This is a genomic window from Bacillus sp. LQ01 (assembly GCF_057624735.1).
In genome coordinates this window covers 845,994-868,312 of record NZ_JBYEZL010000002.1, presented here as the reverse complement: position 1 = coordinate 868,312, position 22,319 = coordinate 845,994, and the positions used below count along the sequence as shown (strand labels likewise).

Below are 22,319 nucleotides of genomic sequence, written 5' to 3'. Positions count from 1 at the left end.
TCTCAACGTAAAGAAATCCAATTATGTCGTTGTCTTAGAAGAATGTAACTACAATCATTGATACAAATAAGATTGTTAAATAATTTAGGGAATAAACAAACATTTGCACGGACCATTTGATGTCATCTTTCTTACGGAAGCCATAAAATCCTAAAACGATCCATCCGATGTTAAGCAGTGTTGCAATTACCATAAATGTTATCCCTAGTCCACTCATATAAAATGGTAGTGGTAATAAACATACTGTCCAAATCATAATTTGGCGTTTCGTAATTTCAAATCCATGAACTACAGGAAGCATTGGAATTCCTGCATTTCGATATTCATCAACACGTTTCATTGCTAATGCAAGGAAATGTGGGATTTGCCAAATAAACATAATTAAAAATAACATCCAAGCAATTGGATGGCCTAAAGATGGATCGATTGCTGCCCATCCAATTAAAGGAGGAACTGCACCAGATATACTACCTACAACAGTATTTAGTGTATACTTTCTCTTTGTCCATAAACTATATAGAACAACATATGTGAAAGCACCAATAAATCCCATTAAGACTGCCATTGGTGTTGTTAATAATAAAAATACAAAACCAAGAAGTAATATGACTAGTCCAAATGTAAGTGCAAATCCTGGTTTATACTTTCCAGTAACCGTTGGACGGGTCTTTGTTCTTTCCATTAATGGATCGATGTCTCGATCAATGTAGTTGTTTAAACAACATACCCCTGCCATAATTAATCCTGAACCAACGATTGTAAAGAATAACTTATCCAGATTATCCATTACACTTAATCCATTAAAGTGTAATGCCAACCAAAATCCTGTAAATACAGTAAGTGTATTTGAGTTTACAATCCCCATTTTAACGAGTGCTTTTAAATCTTGTAACCGAGTTGTTTCCGGTACACTTGTAACAGCGGACTCATCATGCAGCTCACTTGTTGCATGGTTCATCACTCTAACCCCCTCTTAAAACTTTCATCTTTCTTTTTGCGCCTATTTCAAATGAAATAATTCGCTTCTATATAGCAATATTATTACAGTAGAAACATTGTTAACCCATTCTACTACTAATCTACGCCCATACTCCAATATATTAAATCATATTTCCCGAACATTTTGTGAAGAAAACATGAACTTTTTGTGTCGAATATAAAAAACTTCATTCTGACTTGTCCTTATCATAACATGATGTTACCTTCTATAATAAACTATTTTGTCCTATTTAACACGTATTCTCCCCATTTCTTTTCAAAATAGCCTATTTTTCACCCAAAATTTTCCTTGCGAACCCTGTTTTTACACCTATTTTCTCTCCCTTTCCTTCCCCCTCCATTTCTTTGCTATTTTATTATTTTTTATATATCATAGGAACTAGCGCGTTTTATTCTATACATAATGGAATGAAAATATTTCGCAATAACTTCATAGCAGAAAGATGGTGAAAGAGATTGCAACGCTTTATTAAATGGTTAGCAGTCATTACAAGCCTTGATTTATTAATAGTTTTATTAGGAGGCGCTTTAGTTACAAAAACAGGTTCTGGTCAAGGTTGTGGTAAATCATGGCCACTTTGTAACGGTGAATTTGTTCCATCTAATTTATCAATGGAAACTATTATTGAACTTAGCCACCGATTAACATCAGGATCAGCTGGAATTCTTGTCACTCTACTTTGTATTTTGTCCTGGAAATATTATAAACATGTGCGTGAAACAAAAACGTTAGCAATTTTATCCTTCGTATTTTTAGTTGCACAAGCATTAATGGGAGCAGCAGCAGTTGTTTGGGGACAAATGCCAGCTGTACTTGCTATCCATTTCGGTATTTCCTTAATTTCATTTGCTTCTGTCATTTTATTAACGTGTCTTATCTTTGAAATTGACCAAAAATTTGATGCACGTTCACTTATTATGGACAAAAAAATGAAATTTCATATTTATGGTGTAACAATTTACAGTTATATCGTCGTCTACACAGGTGCTTTAGTACGTCACGAACGAGCTAGCTTAGCCTGTCCAGACTTTCCTTTATGTAGCAAAAACAGACCTATGCCAACTCAACTACATGAATGGGTTCAAATGGGCCATAGAGTTGCAGCGATGTTAATTTTCGCTTGGATACTATACGCGATGATTCTCGCTATTCGCCATTACAAGCAGCAATCTGTAGTATATTGGGGATGGATTATTTCATTTATCCTTGTTACACTTCAAGCTGTAGTAGGAGTTTTAGTTGTATTTACAAACGCTAGTTTAGCAATGGCATTGTTACATTCTCTATTCATTTCTTGCTTGTTTGCCGTACTATGCTATTTAGTTATGCTAGGAACAAGAAGTAAAGTGAATGCCAAAGAAGCCGAATCAACTTCTAAACAAACAAAATAATTTAAAACTAAAATCCCTTGCCAATTCGGCAAGGGATTTTTTGCAATAAAAAAAGAGCTGTATTTACACAGCTCTTTTCTTATTTTAGTGATCTAATTCAATAAGTAAATCACCCGTTTGAATCGCATCACCATCGTTAACATATACTTTCTTCACTTTACCATTGAACGGCGCTTGAACTGTCGTTTCCATTTTCATCGCTTCTGTAATTGCCATAGAATCGCCTTTTTTCACTTCGTCGCCTTCTTTTACAACTACTTTAATTACCGTTCCTGGCATCGTTGCACTAATATGATTTGGATTCTCACGGTTTCCTTTCACACGTTGTGCAACTGTTGCTTTTACACTCTCGTCTTTCACGATAATTTCACGTGGTTGACCGTTAAATTCCAAGTAAAGAACACGGTTTCCATCCGGCTGAGGTTCTCCAATTGATACTAGTTTAACCATCAATGTTTTACCCTGTTCAATTTCTACATCAATTTCTTCACCTAGTCTCATACCATAGAAGAACGTCGGTGTATCAAGTACAGATACATTTCCATAAAGCTCAGCAACTTTTTCATAATCCATAAATACTTTTGGATATAAAGCATATGCTACTACATCAAAAATCGTTACTTCGCGTCCAAGTTTATGGAATAATTCTTCTTTTAACGCTTCGAAATCTACTGGCTCTAGTAATTCACCTGGTCTTACTGTTAATGGCTCTTTCCCTTTTAAAATAATCTTTTGTAATTCTTTCGGGAAACCACCGTACGGTTGACCTAAATCACCAGAGAACATTTCAACAACAGACCCTGGGAAGTCCATCGCATGTCCACGCTCTAAAACATCTTGTTCTGTCAGATGGTTTTGAACCATAAATAATGCCATATCACCAACAACTTTTGATGATGGTGTTACTTTTACAATATCTCCAAACATGTCATTCACACGGCGGTACATTACTTTCACTTCATCGAAGCGATCTCCTAAACCAACCGCCTTCGCTTGTTGCTGAAGATTACTATACTGCCCACCCGGCATTTCATGCATATATACCTCTGTATGAGGGGCATTCATACCACTTTCAAACGGTGCATAGTATTTGCGTACATCTTCCCAATAGTGAGATAGTTTTTCTAAAGAATCTATATTAACATCTGGTTGTCTTTCGTTTCCGCCTAACGCATAGTATAGCGTGTTCGCACTTGGTTGTGACGTTTGACCAGCCATAGAACTCACTGCTACATCGACGATATCAACACCTGCTTCAATTGCCTTCGTATACGTTAATATACCATTTCCACTCGTATCGTGCGTGTGCAGATGAATTGGAATCGACACTGTCTCTTTTAATGCAGAAACTAAATCATATGCTGCATTTGGTTTTAGTAAGCCCGCCATATCTTTAATACCTAAAATGTGAGCTCCTGATGCTTCTAACTCTTTTGCTAAATTTTTATAATAATTTAAATCATATTTACTACGCAGTGGATCATGAATATCCCCTGTGTAGCACATTGTTGCTTCTGCAATTTTACCAGTGTCTCGTACAGCGTCAATTGCAACTCTCATGCCTTCCACCCAGTTTAAACTATCAAAAATACGGAATACATCAATGCCTGCTTGAGCAGAACATTCCACAAATTTTTGAATTAAATTATCTGGATAGTTTTTGTATCCAACTGCGTTTGAAGAACGAAGTAACATTTGGAATAACACGTTCGGCATTTTTTCACGAAGATCTAGTAATCGTTCCCATGGATCTTCTTTTAAGAAACGATACGCAACATCAAACGTTGCACCGCCCCACATTTCCGCTGAGAATAGGTTCGGTAACATTCTCGCTGTTGGCTCCGCAATTTGATGTAAATCTTTTGTACGAATACGAGTTGCAAGTAATGACTGGTGTGCATCACGGAATGTTGTATCCGTTAAAAGTACACGTTTTTGATCCTGTACCCATTTTACTAATCCGTCCGCTCCACGCTCGTCCAAAATTTGTTTCGTTCCATTTTGGATTGGCTCTGAATGTTTTAAACATGGAATACGAGCATCTGGGAATATTGGTTTTTCTTTTTTCCCTACTCCTGGGAAACCATTTACTGTTACTGTACCAATGTAATTTAACATTTTCGTTCCACGGTCTTTACGTTTCGGGAACAAGAACAATTCAGGTGACGCATCGATAAATGAAGTATCATATTCTCCTGATAAGAAGTTTTTATGCTTTACTACATTCTCTAGGAATGGAATATTTGTTTTAATACCACGAATACGGAATTCTTTTAAGTTACGTTCCATTTTTGCAGCAGCTTGCTCAAAAGTAAGTGCCCAAGTTGTAACTTTTACAAGTAAAGAATCGTAGTACGGTGTAATAACTGCACCTTGGAAGCTATTCCCTGTATCAAGACGCACACCAAAACCACCACCTGATCGATACGCCATAATTTTTCCTGTATCCGGCATAAAATTATTTAGCGGATCTTCAGTTGTTACACGAGATTGAATTGCAAATCCATGTACAACTACTTCCTCTTGCTTCGGAACACCTACCATTTTGCTATGTAATGAATGTCCATCCGCTATTAAAATTTGTGATTGAACAATATCTACTCCCGTAATCATTTCTGTAATCGTATGTTCTACTTGAACACGTGGATTTACTTCAATAAAGTAAAACTCATCATCTTTTACAAGGAATTCTACTGTTCCTGCATTTAAATAGTTTACATTTTTCGTTAACTTCACAGCAGCATCACAAATACGCTGACGCAGATCATCTGAAAGTGATACACTCGGTGCAATTTCTACAACTTTTTGATGACGACGTTGTACAGAACAGTCACGCTCGTATAAATGAACAACATTGCCTTCTTCATCTGCTAAAATTTGTACTTCTATATGTTTAGGTTTTTCAACGAATTTTTCGACGTAAACTTCATCATTACCAAAAGCTGCTTTCGCTTCTGATTTCGCTCGATTATATGATTCTCCTAATTCCTCACTAGTACGCACAATACGCATACCACGACCGCCACCCCCAAGGGATGCTTTAATAATAATCGGGTAATCATACTTTTCAGCAAATTTTTCGACTTCTTCTAATGAATTTACTGGACCATCACTACCAGGTATAACTGGAATTTGTGCTAGCTGCGCTTGTGTTCTTGCTTTCACTTTATCTCCAAACATATCTAAATGCTTACTTTTCGGACCGATAAAGATAATTCCTTCTTCTTCACAACGTTTAGCGAATTGAATATTTTCTGATAAGAAACCATATCCAGGGTGGATTGCATCTACATGATTACTTTTTGCAATCTCAATAATGCCTTCAATATCTAGATAAGCATCAATTGGTTTTTTTCCTTCCCCAACTAAATAGGACTCATCGGCTTTATAGCGATGATAAGAACCACTATCCTCTTTAGAATAGATTGCAACTGTTTTTAATCCAAGTTCCGAACAAGCTCGAAACACACGAATTGCAATCTCTCCACGGTTAGCTACCAATACTTTTTGAATACGTTGCAGCTTTGTCATGATTTTCCCCCTCTACTTTCCTACCACTCTAGAGATAAAATATATACACACCTTAAAAAGCGTGAAGTTCTTCACTTTCCACATTATATTATACTTAGAAAGCTTCACTTTATTTTTATCCATCATACCTTATTTTCTAACAAATGATAAGTTTTCTGTGCAATTTGTTTCACAAAAATAGTATAGCATACCTCTTCCTTTTCTAACAACTTAATTGTATATCACATTTAACTTAATGTGATATATCTTTTAACTGAAAGAGAAATTAGTACATCATATTTAAAACTACTTAAAAATAAAAAACACATCATGCTCTAAAGCACAATGTGTTTTTATTTTACAACTACAAGATGTGGTCCATTTTGTTCTCTTTCTTTCATTACACCATTCTGTTGTTTCTCTTGTCGTTTCACGTGACTAGCAATATTAAGTAGTATTCCCATTGCAAGTAGATTAGCTATTAAGGAACTTCCACCATAACTAATAAACGGTAAAGGCACTCCAGTAAGCGGTATTAATCCAGACATACCACCAACATTAACAAAAGTTTGTACTCCTATTAAACTTGCAATTCCGATTGCAATTAAACTTCCAAAAGGATCGTTACATTTTTGAGCAATCCTGAATGAACGAATAATAATAAGTAGCAAGCAAATTAAAATAATAGCTACACCAATAAAACCTAATTCTTCAGATATAATTGCCATTATAAAATCTGTTTGAGGTTCTGGTAAATAACCATATTTTTGCACACTATTTCCTAATCCTCGACCATTTAGCCCTCCTGAAGCAATTCCAATAAAAGAATTTACTAATTGGAATCCATCATTCTGAGGATCATTGAATGGATCAAGAAAAACTGAAAAACGTGCCTTTTGATATCCACTTAATTTATAATTAGCCAAAAAATATAGAGCTGGAATCCATACTATAGAAGTTAAAACAATTCGTTTAATCCATAAATTAATCCTTACTCCTGAACAAAGAAACATAATCCCTACTGTTCCTGCAATTAACAAATCGGTACCTAAATCATTTTGCTTTAAAATTAAAAACATTGCCATTCCAACAAAACCAAGTGTAAGTCCCGACCCTTTAAAAACAGGTGTATTTGTTTCTTGTCTCCTTGCAAAAAAGCGAGCTAATATAATAATAATCGATAATTTAACAAATTCAGCGGGCTGTATACCTAATATCCAACCTTTTGCACCATTTATTTCCTTACCAAAAATCAAGGCTGCTGCTAGTAAAGCAATACTCCCTAGCCCCATCGCCGATAAAATTATTCGTTTTCTCCAAAACTTATAAGGTAACGAAGCTACAATTACTAACAATACCGTTCCAATAGCTAAAGTTATTAATTGTTTTTTAAAAAAGTAATTTGCCGGCCAGTTATGCCTCGAAATCGCAACAATGGAACTAGAACTATATACCATTATTACTCCCAGCACACATAAGATAACAAGAGGAAGTAATAATGAATAATCCATTGATTTCCATACTTTTTTCATTTCATTTCCTCTTTCTGTTTCAATTTAATTATTGTTGTATTCCATATGTACATTGATTCTTCCTGCTTTATTATACAAATAAAAAGCTCAAACTAATTTAGTTTGAGCCCCCTTATTTGAACCCGTTATTGTTGTTTGTTTGTAAATGCTTCATGAAGTGCAGATAACTCACGTTCGAGCTCACCTAACATTGCTTTCCCTTGTTCTTCTGCAATAAGACCAAGGCGAACCGCAAAATCGACCTCGCGGGATAGTCCAAACATTTGTGTGTCTAACACTTCTTCATATAATGGACATTGCGGCATTGTAAGATGGTCCATTTGCACCTTAATAAGTCTTAAAATCTTCTCTGCATCCGCTTGTAGAAGGGCTAGTGCCTTTTCCTGATGATTTGCTACTGTCTCAGACGCCAAATTGATTCCCTCCGTTTCCGTCCTACTCTCCTCTATCCTATCTATTAATATTAGCGATAGTTTTAATAAATTGCAATAGAAACATTTTTTGTGACAACAGTGTCTAATACTATTATACTGAAAAGTGGGAGTATAACACAAATGGGGGAACAACAATGAGCGAAATTTTATTTATTAACGGAAAAGTACGTTTTCCAATCACTATTGATCCAACTGTTTGGATCTTTGATGATCGAAAAGTAGATTTGACAACTTACTTTGATGAAACTAGAGAAAACACGTCTGAACTAGAAACTTATTTAAAAAACACTTCAGAACATTGGGATCGCGAAATCCGTGATGGTGCCGCTTTTCCTCCAATACAACAAAGTGTGAAGAAATATAAAAAAGAACAGCTGATTACTGGAACATTTGGTATACCATTTCATCCATTTCTTGCTAACGCTGAAATTTTAGAGGACGCTACGCAAGTTGAAATTGAAACGGTAGATCATACAATGACACTTCCATTAGAAACTGTCAAAAATGCTATACTAGGCTTTTCAAAAGAAGGAAAACCATTAAAAGAAGACGGACCTGTTCATCTCTATTTCAATGATGGATCTAATCAACAAAATCCAATCCGTAACATCCGTAAATTTACAATTATTTAAAGAAAAGGAGTGAGCTTAAGCTCACTCCTTTTTACAATAAATCTGCTGCTAGTTGAGCTAAATTAGATCGCTCACCTTTAACAAACTTCACATGACCACTAATACGCTGTTCTTTAAACTTCTCTACAACATATGTTAAGCCATTATTATATTCATCTAAATATGGGTGATCGATTTGCTGAGGATCTCCCATCAATACAATCTTACTCTTTTCCCCTACCCTAGTTAATATCGTTTTCACTTCATGCTTTGTTAAATTTTGTGCTTCGTCAATGATAATGAACTGATCTGGAATACTTCTCCCGCGTATATAAGTAAGGGCTTCTACTTCAATCGAACCCATTCCAGCTAAAATAGCATCTAACTCTCCTGGCTTTTTCGTATTAAATAAATACTCTAGGTTATCAAAAATTGGCTGCATCCATGGTCTTAACTTTTCTTCTTTTTCTCCTGGTAAATAACCGATATCTTTTCCGACTGGAACAATTGGTCTTGCCACAAGTAATTTTTTATATAACCCTAAGTCTTCTGTTTGCATAAGTCCCGAAGCTAACGCAAGTAACGTTTTTCCTGTGCCGGCTTTCCCCGTTAACGTTACAAGCGGAATATCTTCACGAAGCAACAATTCTAATCCCATAATTTGCTGCACGTTTCGTGGTCGTATCCCCCATACTTGTTCATTGTGAAAAATAAGTTTCTTTACCTTCTTACCTAAGTGATCCACAATGCCAAGAGCAGAACTAGAGCCCCCTAATGCATCTTTCATCACTACAAACTGATTTGGGTAAAAAGGATGATTCGCAATTTCAGATAGAGGCAATTCACCTTTCTCATAAAAATAATCCAATTGTTCTTTTGATATATATCCTTCTAAAAAGCCAGAATATATATTTTCTACTTCAATTACGCGATCACTTAAATAATCTTCAGCCTTCAAACCAATTGCATCAGCTTTTACCCTTACGAGTACATCTTTACTTACCAAAATAACAGACTTCCCGTCCTCTTTTTCCTGTTCTTCTAAAGATAGATTTTTTGCTACAGCTAAAATTCGATTATCATTTGTTTTTTCTACAAAAATATCTTGTAGTTGAACAAATGAACGATGGTTCAATTCAATACGAAATGTTCCGCCGTTTTCTAGCGGGATACTTTCATGCAGCTTTCCTATTTCACGAAATTTATCTATTAACTTAGATACATAACGAGCGTTTCGTCCTACTTCATCCATATAACGTTTTTTCGAATCAACCTCTTCTAATACAACTGCTGGAATCACTACTTCATTGGTTTCAAATGAAAAAATAGATAAAGGATCCTGCAAAAGTACATTCGTATCTAACACATAAATTTTATCCAACCTGTTACCCCCTGACTCCACTTTTAAATTTGTAGAACAAGGGTTTCATCCATACAATATGGACGAACCATTGTTATAATTATATGTAACGTGTAAACGAGGTAGAATCGAAAATCATAGTCATTAAACCTTTTATTTATTCTTTATTCATTTCTATTCAATATATTACTTTTTATTATAATTATTAACGTTAAATCACAATAACCGATTACAAAAGTGAATAAACGAATTTCCTATTTAGCATCTTTATAATTCTCTTATCCCTACTAACACTTCATTATCCAGCTTTTTCGCTGCCCGAAGATCATATGTTTTTTCATATGTTGGTTCAATTGCAAGTTTCGCTCCATAAAACATAACATCACGCACTTCTTGCACATTTACTTCTATTACAGTTAATTTTAGAGAAATACCTTCCATTCTATCTGTCAAAATTTCACCTGCACCACTTATAGAAAATACGGATTCATTCGCCATTATAGTCAATACCACACCTGTATTATGCCGTATATTTTCCACAATACGTGAACGTTGATCTACTGCAAATCGAATACTAGTTTTACTCACTGCATACACCCAAGAAATAGCACTTACGTTAGGAACTTGCTTTTCGAAATCTGTCGTTGCTATCATAACAATACACTCTTTACGCAACGTTTGTACTAAATCCTCTGTTAAGGTAGGCTCTACTACATTCGCCATATTTTCACCTCCAAACATACTTGGTATATCCTTATCATAACTTATTTTTTGAATTGCGAAAATATTATTTTTTCCCACTATTATTCAAAAACATTATACTTCCATGATATACTTATACTGATAGAATTCGTATTGAGGTGACGAAATGAGAGTCAAATGTATGATTTGTGATAAAAAAGATATGTTAGATGATGAAAATCCTATGGCAAAAAAACTGCGTAATCGCCCTATTCATACATATATGTGCATGGAATGTTCGGAACGAATTGCAGAGCGTACAATGGAACGTCATGCAAGTGGTAATTTCCGATTATATCGTGATAAAAAAATCGAAGATGATTGGTAAAATGTAAATAAGTCCTTACTCATATAGATAAGGACTTATTTATATTTTTCTGGTTCACGATTCATCTGATCCAAAAAACAATCAATGGCTTCTAACGGAAACCTTGCAGATTTCCGTTCTCCATTCATTTCATATGTAATTAAATACATTTCCTCGTTCTTTTCGACTTCCACATTTCTTAATTTATGTTCTTCATATATCATATTTTGAAATAACAAATATGTTTCTTTTGCAGCACTATCATCTGGGCGTGCTTCCGCAACTGTTTTAATTGTTAACCAATTATATAGTGCATCTTGTACTGAACGCATGAAAACTCCCCTTCCTTATCCTGCTTTTTGTTGTTTCGCTTGACGCAAACGCAATCTATAAATTCCAAGTACAATTGCCGCTACAACAAGTCCTTCTCCAACAGGTAAAAACACAGCAAAAAAGGTTAATACTGTGCATCCAATTGCTAATGATATGTATATCACAATATTTTTTAGTACAGACAACTTTCTAGCAAACCCTAAATTATAAACGAGAGCACTTAATATAATAATCGTCCCATAAAGTAACCACATTCCTAACTCTGGATTTTCATCTACCTTACACAATTTTGCAAAAAAAGACATCCTTTCTAACACACTCTTCCCCCCTAGCAGTAAAATGCAATTTTCTTTATACACTTAATACAAGAGTAACTCGCAAAAAAAATACTGTCCACAAAAATGAGTAAATATTCTAAAAAATAAACAAAATAAAAAAACAACGCCCTTTATAAAGGGCGTTGTTTTTTTATTTTTACGCTTCGACAGATTTCTTTTTCTTAGCAGCTCTTTCGCGCTCACTCTTATCAAGAATCTTTTTACGTAGACGAATTGATTCTGGAGTTACTTCACAGAACTCGTCATCGTTTAAGTACTCTAATGATTCTTCTAAAGTCATTAGGCGTGGTTTCTTCATTGTTGAAGTTTGATCTTTCGTCGCAGAACGAATGTTAGTTTGTTGTTTCATTTTCACAACGTTAACTGTTAAGTCATTCTCACGAGTGTGTTCTCCTACAATCATACCAGCATATACTTCTGTACCTGGTTCAACGAAGATTACACCACGGTCTTCAACTTGCATAATACCGTATTGTGATGCTTTTCCTGTTTCAAGTGAAACTAGAACACCTTGACGACGTCCACCAACTTGTCCAGCGTGTACTGGTTGGTAGCAATCGAATGTATGGTTTAAAATACCGTAACCACGAGTTAATGTTAAGAATTCTGTTGTGTAACCAATTAAACCACGTGCTGGAACCATGAAAGTAAGGCGAACTTGACCGTTTCCGTTATTCACCATATCTAACATTTCACCTTTACGTGCACCCATAGATTCCATAATAGAACCAGTGTATTCTTCAGGTACATCGATTTGTACACGCTCTACAGGCTCACATCTTACGCCATCAACTTCTTTAATGATTACTTCTGGCTTAGATACTTGTAATTCATAACCTTCACGACGCATGTTTTCAATTAAGATAGATAAATGTAGTTCCCCACGTCCAGATACGATCCACGCATCAGGAGAATCTGTATTATCTACACGTAAACTTACATCTGTTTCTAATTGTGAACGAAGACGCTCTTCAATTTTACGAGATGTAATGTATTTACCTTCACGACCTGCAAATGGGCTGTTATTTACAAGGAACGTCATTTGTAGTGTTGGCTCATCAATACGTAATAATGGTAACGCATCTTGATGTTCAACTGGACATACTGTTTCACCTACGTTAATGTCTTCCATACCAGAAACGGCTACTAAGTCCCCTGCTTTTGCTTCTTCAATTTCTTGACGTTTTAATCCCATGTAACCGAATAATTTCGTTACGCGGAATTGCTTCACACTTCCGTCTACTTTCATTAAAGCAACTTGTTGTCCAACCTTCATTGTACCGCGGAATACGCGACCAACTCCAATACGTCCAACGTAGTCGTTGTAATCAAGAAGTGCTACTTGGAATTGAAGTGGCTCTTCGCTGTTATCAATTGGTGCTGGAATATGTTCGATAATTGTATCGAATAATGATTTCATATTCTCTTCTTGATTTGCTGGGTTTGAATCTAAGCTTGCTGTTCCGTTCATTGCTGATGCAAATACAACTGGGAACTCTAATTGATCTTCGTTTGCACCAAGCTCAATGAATAAGTCGATTACTTCATCAACTACTTCATCTGGACGAGCGAAGTCACGGTCAATTTTGTTTACAACTACGATTGGAGTTAAGTTTTGCTCAAGAGCTTTCTTTAAAACAAATCGTGTTTGTGGCATACAACCTTCATATGCATCAACAACAAGTAAAACACCATCAACCATTTTCATGATACGTTCTACTTCTCCACCGAAGTCAGCGTGACCAGGTGTATCTAAAATGTTAATTCTTTTATCTTCATAGTGAATCGCTGTATTTTTCGCTAAAATTGTAATACCGCGTTCTCTTTCTAGATCATTTGAATCCATTGCGCGTTCTTCAACGTGTTCGTTCGCACGGAAAGTCCCCGCTTGACGTAATAACTGGTCAACAAGTGTTGTTTTACCATGGTCAACGTGGGCAATAATTGCTATATTACGTAAATCTTGTCGTTTTTTCAACATGTCCAACTCCTAATGTCTTTTTAATCCTTCTCTATTATAAGAGCGAAGGGGATACAATAGCAATTAAAATAAAAGCAAGAATGAAAATATAGTTGTATTCTTACTTTTGTGAAAGTAAAATGAGATTGGAGGGTGAAGAAATGGAACACATTCAATATCGCTTTTTATTAACTGCAATTATCGGTGTTATTTTCTTAATCGGTATCGGCATTATGATTGCTGAAAATAGTCCAATCGGTATTATTATTTGCATTATCGGCACATTTGTTACAGTTGGATACGGTTTTGTAACAAAAAGAAAAATGCGCAAATCACAATAACGCTAAAAAGTAAGAAGCTTATACACAGCCTCTTACTTTTTTTGTTGCTCTCATATAAACGATAACACTTCTTCATACACTCCTGGTTTTGCAACTAACACACTGCTCTTCTCTATGATAGAAAGTGGCGCTCCAGAGAATGTCGTCACCTTACCTCCAACTTCTTCTACAATTATCTTTCCTCCGCCAAAATCCCATGGTGATAATCTCGGCGTTACATATGCATCTATTCTTCCTGTTGCAACGTATACCATCTCTAACGCTGCACAGCCATATGATCTTGTGCCTCTTGCTTTCTTAACAAGTGCCATCATACTTTCCATATTAAGCAATGGATTATCTGTAAGCCATATCGCATTTAAAGCTACAATACCTTGCTCTACAGTTCCTTTTTTCAGTGTAGGAATTGATATATCATTACAAAAAGCTCCATATCCCTTGACTGCATGATATAGTTCATCATGCACTGGATCATATATAAGTCCAATCTTTCCGATACCGTTCTCATAAATCCCAATTGAAATCGCAAAATTTCTTTTTTGATGAACAAAGTTCATCGTGCCGTCAATTGGATCAATTAACCAAACAACCCCGTCAGAAGACGTTATCTCGTCTCCATAACCCTCTTCTCCTAAAATATTATGATTCGGGAATGTTTCTTTAATTTTCCCAATTAAAAACTGTTCTATCTCTCGGTCCATATTTGTAACTAAGTCAGCTGCATTTGATTTTGTTTCTATAATAAGTGCTTTTTTCATTGATGCCATTAAATGCTCTCCTGCATCCCGAATCCACCGTTTGGCGTGTGCATCAATGTCTTTCCATACTTCTTGCATGTTTAAACACTCCGATCTATACTGTTCACAGAAAAAACGAACCCTTTATAAGGTTCGCACCAACTAATTTTTTATACATATACTATTATTACGCTTCTAAACGAATCATTTCAAGTCTTAACACTTCTAACTTTTGTACACACTCTTCTTTTTTCTGTTTGTCATCTTCCATCATCGCATCATATAAAGTTGCTAATTCATAATCTAGCTCCAAACGTAGCACCGGTATTCTCTTTTCAGCATCTGTTCTCTTTAACGCATTAATCACCTGTCTCATATTATTTGCCTCCTCCCAATATTCGTCTGCCCTCGGACTAGAATTAATTCAATTTTCTGATTTTTTGTTTTATACTATACTATGTTGGATAAATCATCTATGCAACAAAATTATATTTTTTTATTTAAATTTTTTTGTGCTGTTTTTTTTATGAATAGTACAAGCTATGCTAAAATAAAAGCAAAATAGGAGTTGGAGGAACAATCATGACAATACAAACATTCAAGTCAACTGATTTTGATGTCTTTACAGTTGATGGTCTCGAAGAACGAATGAGTGCAATTAAAACGAACATTCATCCTAAGCTAGAAGCTTTAGGGGAACAATTTGCAGAATACTTATCCAAACAAACTGATGAGAACTTTTTTTATCATGTTGCAAAACACGCACGCCGCAAAGTCAATCCACCAAACGATACTTGGGTTGCTTTTTCAACAAATAAACGAGGATATAAAATGCTACCGCATTTCCAAATCGGCTTATGGGGTACTCATGCCTTCATATACTTTGGTTTAATCTATGAGTGTCCACAAAAAGTTGAGACGGCTCATGCCTTCTTAGAACATTTAAATGATTTAAAAACAAATATTCCAAATGACTTCGTTTGGTCCATTGACCATACTAAACCAAGTGTGAAATTACATAAAACACTTGAAACCGAAGACTTACAAAAGATGATTGAACGATTAGCTACTGTAAAAAAAGCAGAATTATTAGTTGGTATTCATATATCACCAGAGGAGTTTTCAGCAATGACCAACGAACAATTCCTTGCTAAGATTGAATCTACGATGCAATCACTCCTTCCTTTATATGCACTGTGTAATCGATAGTAGAAAACGGACAATTTATATTGTCCGTTTTTAGTTGTTATCACATTATATCACTTCAGTTTTTATTTTTCAAAATATTTTTTACATTTTTACGAGCTTTTGTTCTTCGACTTCTTTTGCCCTTTGAATAGCACGATATATAGAGTATCCACTTACTTCTTGAAATTCTTTATCAATTTTCTTTTCTTCTGCTTTCGATGGAACAATCTCTTTAAAACGACGATATAAACCCATTAACTCTTCTCTTATAATCCCTTTTTCATAAGCTTTCTCAATCGCTTCATAAAACTTAACAATTGTAACCATTTCCTCATTTGACCAATCATAATCTAACGGATATTGATATTCCATTTCGCACCTCATTTATCATTTCTTCTTGTTTCATTATGCTATCTTAAAGAGAATATTTTATTCTTCATTATAGCCACTCTGCATTATACACTATTTATTCATTTTAATGGAATTGTCTTCCTCTATGCATTAGTTGAGGCTAACTATTAAACATACTCACCTTAAAAACATTTTTTTCTATACATCTATAATTATTGGTGATATAATGCTTTTGTTTTATAGAAAATAAAGTGAAGCTACCATCTCAAAAACGATTTTTTGAATGGCAGAAAAACAAGCCTTATTCTAAAAAAGGCTACACTTTTTTAGAGCAGGATTATATAAAACAAATTACACTAAATATTATGAAGAAGAAGGGGTGTATAGATTGTCCCAATACGAAACACCATTGTTTACCGCTTTAGTTGAGCACAGTAAGCGAAATCCAATTCAATTCCATATTCCTGGTCATAAAAAAGGACAGGGCATGGATCCTACATTTCGCGAATTTATTGGGCATAATGCATTAGCAATTGATTTAATTAATATTGCGCCACTCGATGATTTACATCATCCAAAAGGTATGATTAAAGAAGCACAGGATTTAGCAGCCGCTGCATTCGGTGCAGATCATACTTTCTTTTCTATTCAAGGTACAAGTGGCGCTATTATGACAATGGTGATGAGCGTTTGCGGTCCTGGTGACAAAATCCTAGTACCACGAAACGTGCATAAATCAGTAATGTCAGCTATTATTTTCTCAGGTGCAAAACCGATTTTCATGCATCCTGAAATCGATCCGAAGCTCGGTATTTCTCATGGAATCACAATTCAATCTGTCAAAAAAGCACTTGAAGAGCACTCAGATGCAAAGGGCTTACTTGTTATTAACCCAACGTACTTTGGGTTTGCTGCAGACTTAGAACAGATTGTACAATTAGCACATTCTTATGACATCCCTGTACTAGTCGACGAGGCTCATGGTGTTCATATTCATTTTCACGATGAATTACCTATGTCAGCGATGCAAGCTGGTGCGGATATGGCAGCAACAAGTGTTCACAAATTAGGAGGCTCTTTAACTCAAAGTTCTATTCTTAATGTGAAAGAAGGCTTAGTGAATGTAAAGCATGTCCAATCTATTATTAGTATGCTTACAACTACATCAACTTCTTACATCTTGTTAGCATCCCTTGATGTTGCGAGAAAACGTCTTGCTACAGAAGGAACAGCACTCATAGAACAAACAATACAATTAGCTGAGCATGTTCGTGATGCTATAAATTCTATTGAGCATCTTTACTGTCCTGGAAAAGAAATGTTAGGTACAGATGCTACCTTTAACTATGATCCTACAAAGATAATTGTATCTGTAAAAGATTTAGGTATTACCGGCCACCAAGCTGAAGTATGGCTTAGAGAGCAATATAACATTGAAGTAGAACTCTCAGATCTATACAACATACTATGTCTTATCACTTTGGGAGATACAGAAAGTGATACAAATACACTTATTGCAGCTTTACACGATTTAGCAGCAACATTTAGAAATAGGGCAGATAAAGGTGTTCAAGTACAAGTAGAGATTCCAGAAATTCCAGTGCTAGCACTTTCTCCTCGAGATGCTTTTTATTCGGAAACAGAAGTCATCCCATTTGAAAATGCAGCGGGTCGTATTATAGCTGATTTTGTTATGGTTTATCCGCCAGGGATTCCAATCTTTACTCCGGGGGAAATTATTACACAAGAAAACTTAGAGTATATTCGGAAAAACTTAGAAGCAGGTTTACCTGTACAAGGTCCTGAAGATATGACATTACAAACATTACGTGTTATTAAAGAGTACAAGCCTATCAGTTGATAGGCTTTTTTTTCACCTTTTTTCCTTTTCTTCATACGATACTTAAGAATGTAACGTATAGGTGGGGATACTATTATGATTGTAATAGGCCGTTCTATTGTACATCCTTATATTACAAATGAATATGAGCCATTTGCAGCAGAGAAACAACAAATTTTATCAATAATGGCAGGAAATCAAGAAGTTTATTCCTTCCGAACAGCTGATGAACTCAGCTTTGATCTCAATTTACGAGTTAATATTATTATCTCTGCACTAGAGCTTTTTCAAAGTGGATTTCAGTTTCGCACATTTCAACAATCCTTTTGCAACCCCCAGTATTGGAAAAGAACATCCCTTGGAGGATTCGAGCTTCTTCCAAACATACCATCTTCTATTGCCATACAAGATATTTTTAAAAATGGAAAACTATATGGAACTGAATGCGCAACCGCTATGATCATTATTTTTTATAAAGCTTTACTATCATTGTATGAGGAAGAAACTTTCAATCGTCTATTTGCAAATCTTTTACTTTATACATGGGACTACGATCAAGATCTAAGGCTCATAACAAAAAACGGTGGCGATCTTGTTCCAGGTGACCTCGTTTACTTTAAAAACCCACAAGTGAATCCAGCTACGATTGAGTGGCAAGGAGAAAACACAATCTATTTAGGAAATTTCTTTTTTTACGGACATGGCGTGGGTGTAAAAACAAAAGAAGAAATTATTTATTCATTAAATGAACGAAGAGTCCCTTACGCTTTTATTTCAGCTTTCTTGACCGATACTATTACCCGTATCGATAGCCGTATAATGAGCCAATATGCTTCTTCTAGTACACCACAGACATCCATAAGCTTTATTCCAATTAGAGATGATGCAATCGTTGCAACAGTTGGTCATACAACTACAATTTATTAAAAAAGCGCCTACACATGTAGGCGCTTTTTCTTATTATTAAGCTTTTGTATGTTCTTTATGGTCACATTCGCAATGAGATCCACATTTCCCGTATAGTACTGTTGATTTTTCATCTTCAAAATGTCCAATTGTTCCTTCACATACTTGGCATACGATTGTTCCCATTTTCATTTCCCCCTGAGTTTTAATAGTAATCTATTTATTTATCATTAAGCTTTCGCATTATCTTTTCTAGCACAGTCACAATTTGTTCCACATTTTCCGTAAAGTACCGTCGTTTTCTCATCTTCAAAATGTCCGATTGTTCCTTCACATACTTGGCATACGATTGTTCCCATTTTCATTTCCCCCTAAGTTTATGGTCCTAAAAACTTTTAGCTGTCCATTTCCTATCAATTATTGGGCTTTTGTATGCTCTGTGTGATCACATCCGCAAGATCCACATTTCCCGTAAAGTACCGTTACTTTCTCATCTTCGAAGTGTGCAATTGTACCTTCACAATCTTGACATACGATTGTTCCCATTTTTCATTTCCCCCTAAGTTTATAATCCCAAAAACTTTTTGTAACCGCTTAACTTTCTGTCTTCATTTTAATATGTTATACTTTTTACGTCAATAGGTTTTTAGTATAACACATTAAATATTTTTAATTTAAATTAGTATGCGATATTAAAATAAAAAAACAGCCATATTTATAAGTACGACTGTTTCACATTAATTATTCTTCATATTCCGCATGTAAAGAAGTTGACGGAACTAGAAATTTGAAAAACTGAGCTAACTCCTTTGCTTCCTCTTCTGATCCTAATTTAAAAATCTCCTGTATATATTGAACATTCTCTACATCATCTCGTCCGAGTAAAGTAGATCTTCCTGTTTGCATACAAACAATGAGCGGCTTTCCAAAAAACATATTTGTATAAATAACACCAAAATCATAACGTGTATCATGTGTCATAAACCCTAAAAATCGTACCTTCACACTTTCATGCTCATCATACAATTTTTCAAACATTGGTTTCCACCTTTCTACATCACGTTTCATTAATAGTATATTAAACAAAACATGTAATACTCCTTTTAATTGTCAAAAAATTCAGTAGGATGTAGAATGATAGTATTCTACTAAGCTAGGGGGAACTTATATGCAACACGCCTTTATTACGCTTGTACCGAAATCCAACCAACAATCAGTTTCAATAGATGATATAAAACAACTTTTTCATTATTATAAAACAGTTACTTCTAAAACTGGTGCCCAAATTAATTACACGTATACAAATACCGCTTTTCCTTATGAAATTTTAGATACATCTACAACAACATTAAAACTTCAATCCACTCACGACCGGTATGACTCAATTTATATTGGTGTTGGTATAGAAAATGAACAATCTTTCATCCAAGTTTCTTTACCACCTAATGCAACATTTGGTGACAAAGGGAAAGCAAATGAATTTTGCCGTTTTTTAGCGAAGAAATTAGAAGGAGAGTTACAATTATTTAATGGAAGAACAATGTATTTTTATAAACGCTAATTTAAAAAATAGATAATATGATTAAAAATAATATACAATTCGAACATGTAAGAAATAAAGCTTGCTTTCTTACGTGCAATACAAAATATGCTATTACATAGGCTAAATATAGAAATACGAAAAAAAGAATAACTTTATAATGAAACTTATCACCATTCGATAATGTTAATACAGTGGAAAAGCCACTCCATAGTAGTAAATGATAAAATATAACATGTAATATTTTCATGGAACCTTCTCCTTTGACATGCTCTATTTTATTAATATATGGGGGTAAGTTTGAATCAATTACATATTATAGGATGATATATATTACCTTCGAAGTAAGTTAAGCCTGAATCATTTGTTAAAGTATTATATATTCATTCGACAAGTACGTTTAAAGACCTTGCAAGTCATTTGATGAAAATAAAAATAGCCCCTCTCTTACAATAAGAGAAGGGCTATTTACATTACTTGAATTATTTTACAATGTGAATTGGCATTCCAAGAGCAACTTCAGCTGCTTCCATTGTGATTTCACCTAATGTTGGGTGAGCATGGATTGTTTGAGCGATATCTTCAGCTGTCATTCCAGCTTCGATAGCTAAACCAATCTCAGAAATAATATCAGAAGCACCTGCACCTGCAACTTGAGCACCTACAAGAAGGCCATCTTCTTTACGTGTTACAAGTTGTAGGAAACCGTCAGTGCTGTTTAATGATAATGCACGACCGTTAGCAGCGAATGGGAACTTAGATACAGTTACAGTCATTCCAGCTTCTTCAGCTTGTTTTTTAGTGTAACCAACAGATGCTAGTTCTGGATCAGTGAAGCATACTGCAGGAATTCCGATGTAATCGATAGCTGATGCATGGCCACTAATTGCTTCTACAGCTACTTTACCTTCGTAAGAAGCTTTGTGAGCTAATGGTGGTCCAGGAACGATATCACCGATTGCATAGATGTTTGGTACATTTGTACGACATTGCTCATCGATTTCGATGATGCCGCGGTCAGTCATTTTAACTCCAACTTGCTCAAGACCGATTTCTTGAGTGTTTGGACGACGACCTACAGTTACTAATACGTAATCTGCTTCTACAGTTTGGATTTCACCTTTAACTTCAAAGCTAACTTTTACGCCAGTTTCTGTTTCTTCAACGCCTTTAGCCATAGCTTTTGTATGGATATTTACGTTACCTTTTTTCTGTAGAGCACGTTTAACAACAGAGCTCATAGCTTTTTCGAAACCAGCTAAGATTTCGTCGCCAGCTTCTACTACAGTAACTTCTGTACCGAAGTTAGCATATGCAGTACCTAATTCCATACCGATGTAACCGCCGCCGATTACAACAAGTTTTTTAGGAATTTCAGGTAAGCTTAAAGCACCTGTAGAGTTGATAACACGTTTAGAGTATTTGAATCCTGGAATTTCGATTGGTGTAGAACCAGTTGCAAGAACAGCATTTTTAAACGTATAAGTTTGAGCTGCATCTTCAGTCATAACGCGTAATGTATTAGCATCTACGAAGTAAGCTTCACCGCGAATGATTTCAACTTTGTTACCTTTAAGAAGGCCTTCAACACCGCCAGTTAATTTCTTAACTACGCCGTTTTTCCATTCTTGAACTTTTGTAAAGTCAACTTTTACGTTTTCTGCAGTAATACCCATGTCATCAGAATGCATTGCATTCTCATAACGATGACCTGCATTGATTAACGCTTTTGAAGGAATACATCCAACGTTTAAGCATACGCCACCAAGGTTAGCTTTTTCAATGATTGCTACCTTTTGACCTAATTGTGCTGCACGAATTGCCGCAACGTATCCACCAGGACCTGCACCAACAACGACTGTATCTAATTCAATTGGGAAATCTCCTACTACCATTGTT

26 protein-coding genes are annotated in these 22,319 nt (G+C 35.3%); 8 read left to right on the top strand and 18 right to left on the bottom strand.

What is annotated here, in order from left to right; all coding sequences use genetic code 11:
- Positions 1-34: 34 nt before the first annotated feature.
- A complete protein-coding gene (gene ctaB / locus AC22L0_RS17020) occupies positions 35-958 on the bottom strand; it encodes a protoheme IX farnesyltransferase (RefSeq protein ID WP_001015056.1) in 924 nt (307 codons plus the stop codon).
- A gap of 497 nt (positions 959-1,455) precedes the next feature.
- Here ctaB and ctaA point away from each other — a divergent pair, with 497 nt between their 5' ends.
- Positions 1,456-2,391 (top strand): heme A synthase, encoded by a 936-nt coding sequence (ctaA, locus tag AC22L0_RS17015; RefSeq protein WP_001188747.1) that lies wholly within the window; start codon positions 1,456-1,458, stop codon positions 2,389-2,391.
- Positions 2,392-2,475: 84 nt separating this feature from the next.
- Here the strand turns inward: ctaA and pyc are convergent, their stop codons facing one another.
- The 3 genes from pyc to AC22L0_RS17000 all read right to left on the bottom strand — a co-directional run bounded on the left by pyc (position 2,476) and on the right by AC22L0_RS17000 (position 7,846).
- The gene (gene pyc / locus AC22L0_RS17010; protein WP_000164087.1) at positions 2,476-5,922 is read right to left on the bottom strand and encodes a pyruvate carboxylase; all 3,447 of its coding nucleotides are present in this window, start codon (positions 5,920-5,922) and stop codon (positions 2,476-2,478) included.
- A gap of 332 nt (positions 5,923-6,254) precedes the next feature.
- Positions 6,255-7,433, bottom strand: a complete 1,179-nt coding sequence (locus AC22L0_RS17005) for an FtsW/RodA/SpoVE family cell cycle protein (protein WP_000758413.1) — start codon at positions 7,431-7,433, stop codon at positions 6,255-6,257.
- Positions 7,434-7,558: 125 nt separating this feature from the next.
- Positions 7,559-7,846, bottom strand: coding sequence for an Fpa/YlaN family protein (locus tag AC22L0_RS17000; RefSeq protein WP_000135694.1), 288 nt, complete (start codon positions 7,844-7,846; stop codon positions 7,559-7,561).
- 155 nt (positions 7,847-8,001) lie between these two features.
- On the opposite strand from AC22L0_RS17000, the gene AC22L0_RS16995 reads away from it, so the two are divergent.
- A complete protein-coding gene (locus AC22L0_RS16995) occupies positions 8,002-8,499 on the top strand; it encodes a molybdopterin-binding protein (RefSeq protein WP_001289809.1) in 498 nt (165 codons plus the stop codon).
- 31 nt (positions 8,500-8,530) lie between these two features.
- Here the strand turns inward: AC22L0_RS16995 and AC22L0_RS16990 are convergent, their stop codons facing one another.
- Both AC22L0_RS16990 and AC22L0_RS16985 read right to left on the bottom strand, forming a co-directional pair.
- Positions 8,531-9,859 carry a PhoH family protein gene (locus tag AC22L0_RS16990; RefSeq protein WP_000358083.1) on the bottom strand — a complete coding sequence of 443 codons (1,329 nt, stop codon included), beginning with the start codon at positions 9,857-9,859 and terminating at the stop codon, positions 8,531-8,533.
- 246 nt (positions 9,860-10,105) lie between these two features.
- Positions 10,106-10,561: a pyridoxamine 5'-phosphate oxidase family protein gene (locus tag AC22L0_RS16985; protein ID WP_000024597.1), complete on the bottom strand. Its 456-nt coding sequence runs from the start codon at positions 10,559-10,561 to the stop codon at positions 10,106-10,108.
- Between the two features lie 145 nt (positions 10,562-10,706).
- Here AC22L0_RS16985 and AC22L0_RS16980 point away from each other — a divergent pair, with 145 nt between their 5' ends.
- A complete protein-coding gene (locus tag AC22L0_RS16980; protein ID WP_002082250.1) occupies positions 10,707-10,907 on the top strand; it encodes a YlaI family protein in 201 nt (66 codons plus the stop codon).
- Positions 10,908-10,942: 35 nt separating this feature from the next.
- On the opposite strand, the gene AC22L0_RS16975 is transcribed toward AC22L0_RS16980, so the two are convergent.
- The 3 genes from AC22L0_RS16975 to typA all read right to left on the bottom strand — a co-directional run bounded on the left by AC22L0_RS16975 (position 10,943) and on the right by typA (position 13,538).
- Positions 10,943-11,218 (bottom strand): hypothetical protein, encoded by a 276-nt coding sequence (locus tag AC22L0_RS16975; RefSeq protein WP_001258147.1) that lies wholly within the window; start codon positions 11,216-11,218, stop codon positions 10,943-10,945.
- 15 nt (positions 11,219-11,233) lie between these two features.
- Positions 11,234-11,536, bottom strand: coding sequence for a YlaH-like family protein (locus tag AC22L0_RS16970; protein WP_000893662.1), 303 nt, complete (start codon positions 11,534-11,536; stop codon positions 11,234-11,236).
- 157 nt (positions 11,537-11,693) lie between these two features.
- Positions 11,694-13,538, bottom strand: coding sequence for a translational GTPase TypA (gene typA / locus AC22L0_RS16965; RefSeq protein WP_000914762.1), 1,845 nt, complete (start codon positions 13,536-13,538; stop codon positions 11,694-11,696).
- Positions 13,539-13,678: 140 nt separating this feature from the next.
- Between typA and AC22L0_RS16960 the strand changes: the two genes are divergently transcribed.
- Positions 13,679-13,858 (top strand): DUF5325 family protein, encoded by a 180-nt coding sequence (locus AC22L0_RS16960; RefSeq protein WP_000400127.1) that lies wholly within the window; start codon positions 13,679-13,681, stop codon positions 13,856-13,858.
- Between the two features lie 50 nt (positions 13,859-13,908).
- Here AC22L0_RS16960 and AC22L0_RS16955 read toward each other — a convergent pair whose 3' ends face one another.
- Together AC22L0_RS16955 and AC22L0_RS16950 are read right to left on the bottom strand one after the other, a co-directional pair.
- Complete coding sequence (locus AC22L0_RS16955; protein ID WP_001158705.1) at positions 13,909-14,694, bottom strand: inositol monophosphatase family protein; 786 nt, start codon at positions 14,692-14,694, stop codon at positions 13,909-13,911.
- An 88-nt stretch (positions 14,695-14,782) separates the two neighbouring features.
- The gene (locus tag AC22L0_RS16950; protein ID WP_001250164.1) at positions 14,783-14,971 is read right to left on the bottom strand and encodes a hypothetical protein; all 189 of its coding nucleotides are present in this window, start codon (positions 14,969-14,971) and stop codon (positions 14,783-14,785) included.
- Between the two features lie 206 nt (positions 14,972-15,177).
- On the opposite strand from AC22L0_RS16950, the gene AC22L0_RS16945 reads away from it, so the two are divergent.
- Entirely contained in the window at positions 15,178-15,804 is a 627-nt protein-coding gene (locus AC22L0_RS16945) for a YktB family protein (RefSeq protein WP_000155317.1), read from the top strand.
- Positions 15,805-15,885: 81 nt separating this feature from the next.
- Here the strand turns inward: AC22L0_RS16945 and AC22L0_RS16940 are convergent, their stop codons facing one another.
- Positions 15,886-16,155, bottom strand: a complete 270-nt coding sequence (locus AC22L0_RS16940) for a UPF0223 family protein (protein ID WP_000456552.1) — start codon at positions 16,153-16,155, stop codon at positions 15,886-15,888.
- Positions 16,156-16,522: 367 nt separating this feature from the next.
- Here AC22L0_RS16940 and speA point away from each other — a divergent pair, with 367 nt between their 5' ends.
- Both speA and AC22L0_RS16930 read left to right on the top strand, forming a co-directional pair.
- Positions 16,523-17,995, top strand: a complete 1,473-nt coding sequence (gene speA, locus AC22L0_RS16935; RefSeq protein ID WP_000084898.1) for an arginine decarboxylase — start codon at positions 16,523-16,525, stop codon at positions 17,993-17,995.
- Positions 17,996-18,070: 75 nt separating this feature from the next.
- Positions 18,071-18,901: a protein-glutamine gamma-glutamyltransferase gene (locus AC22L0_RS16930; protein ID WP_000635342.1), complete on the top strand. Its 831-nt coding sequence runs from the start codon at positions 18,071-18,073 to the stop codon at positions 18,899-18,901.
- 36 nt (positions 18,902-18,937) lie between these two features.
- Here the strand turns inward: AC22L0_RS16930 and AC22L0_RS16925 are convergent, their stop codons facing one another.
- The 4 genes from AC22L0_RS16925 to AC22L0_RS16910 all read right to left on the bottom strand — a co-directional run bounded on the left by AC22L0_RS16925 (position 18,938) and on the right by AC22L0_RS16910 (position 19,918).
- Entirely contained in the window at positions 18,938-19,066 is a 129-nt protein-coding gene (locus AC22L0_RS16925) for a GapA-binding peptide SR1P (protein WP_000536796.1), read from the bottom strand.
- Between the two features lie 44 nt (positions 19,067-19,110).
- Positions 19,111-19,239 carry a GapA-binding peptide SR1P gene (locus tag AC22L0_RS16920; RefSeq protein ID WP_000536803.1) on the bottom strand — a complete coding sequence of 43 codons (129 nt, stop codon included), beginning with the start codon at positions 19,237-19,239 and terminating at the stop codon, positions 19,111-19,113.
- Positions 19,240-19,297: 58 nt separating this feature from the next.
- Positions 19,298-19,426 carry a GapA-binding peptide SR1P gene (locus AC22L0_RS16915; RefSeq protein ID WP_000536778.1) on the bottom strand — a complete coding sequence of 43 codons (129 nt, stop codon included), beginning with the start codon at positions 19,424-19,426 and terminating at the stop codon, positions 19,298-19,300.
- Positions 19,427-19,621: 195 nt separating this feature from the next.
- Positions 19,622-19,918: a DUF3055 domain-containing protein gene (locus tag AC22L0_RS16910; protein ID WP_000462038.1), complete on the bottom strand. Its 297-nt coding sequence runs from the start codon at positions 19,916-19,918 to the stop codon at positions 19,622-19,624.
- A gap of 130 nt (positions 19,919-20,048) precedes the next feature.
- On the opposite strand from AC22L0_RS16910, the gene AC22L0_RS16905 reads away from it, so the two are divergent.
- Positions 20,049-20,441 carry a DUF1885 family protein gene (locus tag AC22L0_RS16905; RefSeq protein ID WP_001163302.1) on the top strand — a complete coding sequence of 131 codons (393 nt, stop codon included), beginning with the start codon at positions 20,049-20,051 and terminating at the stop codon, positions 20,439-20,441.
- A 1-nt stretch (position 20,442) separates the two neighbouring features.
- Here AC22L0_RS16905 and AC22L0_RS16900 read toward each other — a convergent pair whose 3' ends face one another.
- Both AC22L0_RS16900 and lpdA read right to left on the bottom strand, forming a co-directional pair.
- A complete protein-coding gene (locus AC22L0_RS16900; protein WP_000697469.1) occupies positions 20,443-20,670 on the bottom strand; it encodes a hypothetical protein in 228 nt (75 codons plus the stop codon).
- Positions 20,671-20,902: 232 nt separating this feature from the next.
- On the bottom strand, positions 20,903-22,315 hold the full coding sequence (gene lpdA, locus AC22L0_RS16895) for a dihydrolipoyl dehydrogenase (RefSeq protein ID WP_000260104.1): 1,413 nt from the start codon (positions 22,313-22,315) through the stop codon (positions 20,903-20,905).
- Between the last annotated feature and the right edge of the window lie 4 nt (positions 22,316-22,319).

Coding starts and splice junctions, on each gene's coding strand:
- typA (WP_000914762.1), bottom strand. CDS start 13,538: ATGTTGAAAAAACGACAAGATTTACGTAATATAGCAATTATTGCCCAC.
- AC22L0_RS16930 (WP_000635342.1), top strand. CDS start 18,071: ATGATTGTAATAGGCCGTTCTATTGTACATCCTTATATTACAAATGAA.
- AC22L0_RS17005 (WP_000758413.1), bottom strand. CDS start 7,433: ATGAAAAAAGTATGGAAATCAATGGATTATTCATTATTACTTCCTCTT.
- AC22L0_RS16905 (WP_001163302.1), top strand. CDS start 20,049: ATGCAACACGCCTTTATTACGCTTGTACCGAAATCCAACCAACAATCA.
- ctaB (WP_001015056.1), bottom strand. CDS start 958: ATGAACCATGCAACAAGTGAGCTGCATGATGAGTCCGCTGTTACAAGT.
- AC22L0_RS16995 (WP_001289809.1), top strand. CDS start 8,002: ATGAGCGAAATTTTATTTATTAACGGAAAAGTACGTTTTCCAATCACT.
- AC22L0_RS16975 (WP_001258147.1), bottom strand. CDS start 11,218: ATGCGTTCAGTACAAGATGCACTATATAATTGGTTAACAATTAAAACA.
- AC22L0_RS16915 (WP_000536778.1), bottom strand. CDS start 19,426: ATGGGAACAATCGTATGTCAAGATTGTGAAGGTACAATTGCACACTTC.
- AC22L0_RS16960 (WP_000400127.1), top strand. CDS start 13,679: ATGGAACACATTCAATATCGCTTTTTATTAACTGCAATTATCGGTGTT.
- AC22L0_RS16910 (WP_000462038.1), bottom strand. CDS start 19,918: ATGTTTGAAAAATTGTATGATGAGCATGAAAGTGTGAAGGTACGATTT.
- AC22L0_RS16940 (WP_000456552.1), bottom strand. CDS start 16,155: ATGGAATATCAATATCCGTTAGATTATGATTGGTCAAATGAGGAAATG.
- AC22L0_RS16955 (WP_001158705.1), bottom strand. CDS start 14,694: ATGCAAGAAGTATGGAAAGACATTGATGCACACGCCAAACGGTGGATT.
- lpdA (WP_000260104.1), bottom strand. CDS start 22,315: ATGGTAGTAGGAGATTTCCCAATTGAATTAGATACAGTCGTTGTTGGT.
- AC22L0_RS16950 (WP_001250164.1), bottom strand. CDS start 14,971: ATGAGACAGGTGATTAATGCGTTAAAGAGAACAGATGCTGAAAAGAGA.
- AC22L0_RS16925 (WP_000536796.1), bottom strand. CDS start 19,066: ATGGGAACAATCGTATGCCAAGTATGTGAAGGAACAATTGGACATTTT.
- AC22L0_RS16985 (WP_000024597.1), bottom strand. CDS start 10,561: ATGGCGAATGTAGTAGAGCCTACCTTAACAGAGGATTTAGTACAAACG.
- AC22L0_RS16900 (WP_000697469.1), bottom strand. CDS start 20,670: ATGAAAATATTACATGTTATATTTTATCATTTACTACTATGGAGTGGC.
- AC22L0_RS16920 (WP_000536803.1), bottom strand. CDS start 19,239: ATGGGAACAATCGTATGCCAAGTATGTGAAGGAACAATCGGACATTTT.
- pyc (WP_000164087.1), bottom strand. CDS start 5,922: ATGACAAAGCTGCAACGTATTCAAAAAGTATTGGTAGCTAACCGTGGA.
- AC22L0_RS16980 (WP_002082250.1), top strand. CDS start 10,707: ATGAGAGTCAAATGTATGATTTGTGATAAAAAAGATATGTTAGATGAT.
- AC22L0_RS16945 (WP_000155317.1), top strand. CDS start 15,178: ATGACAATACAAACATTCAAGTCAACTGATTTTGATGTCTTTACAGTT.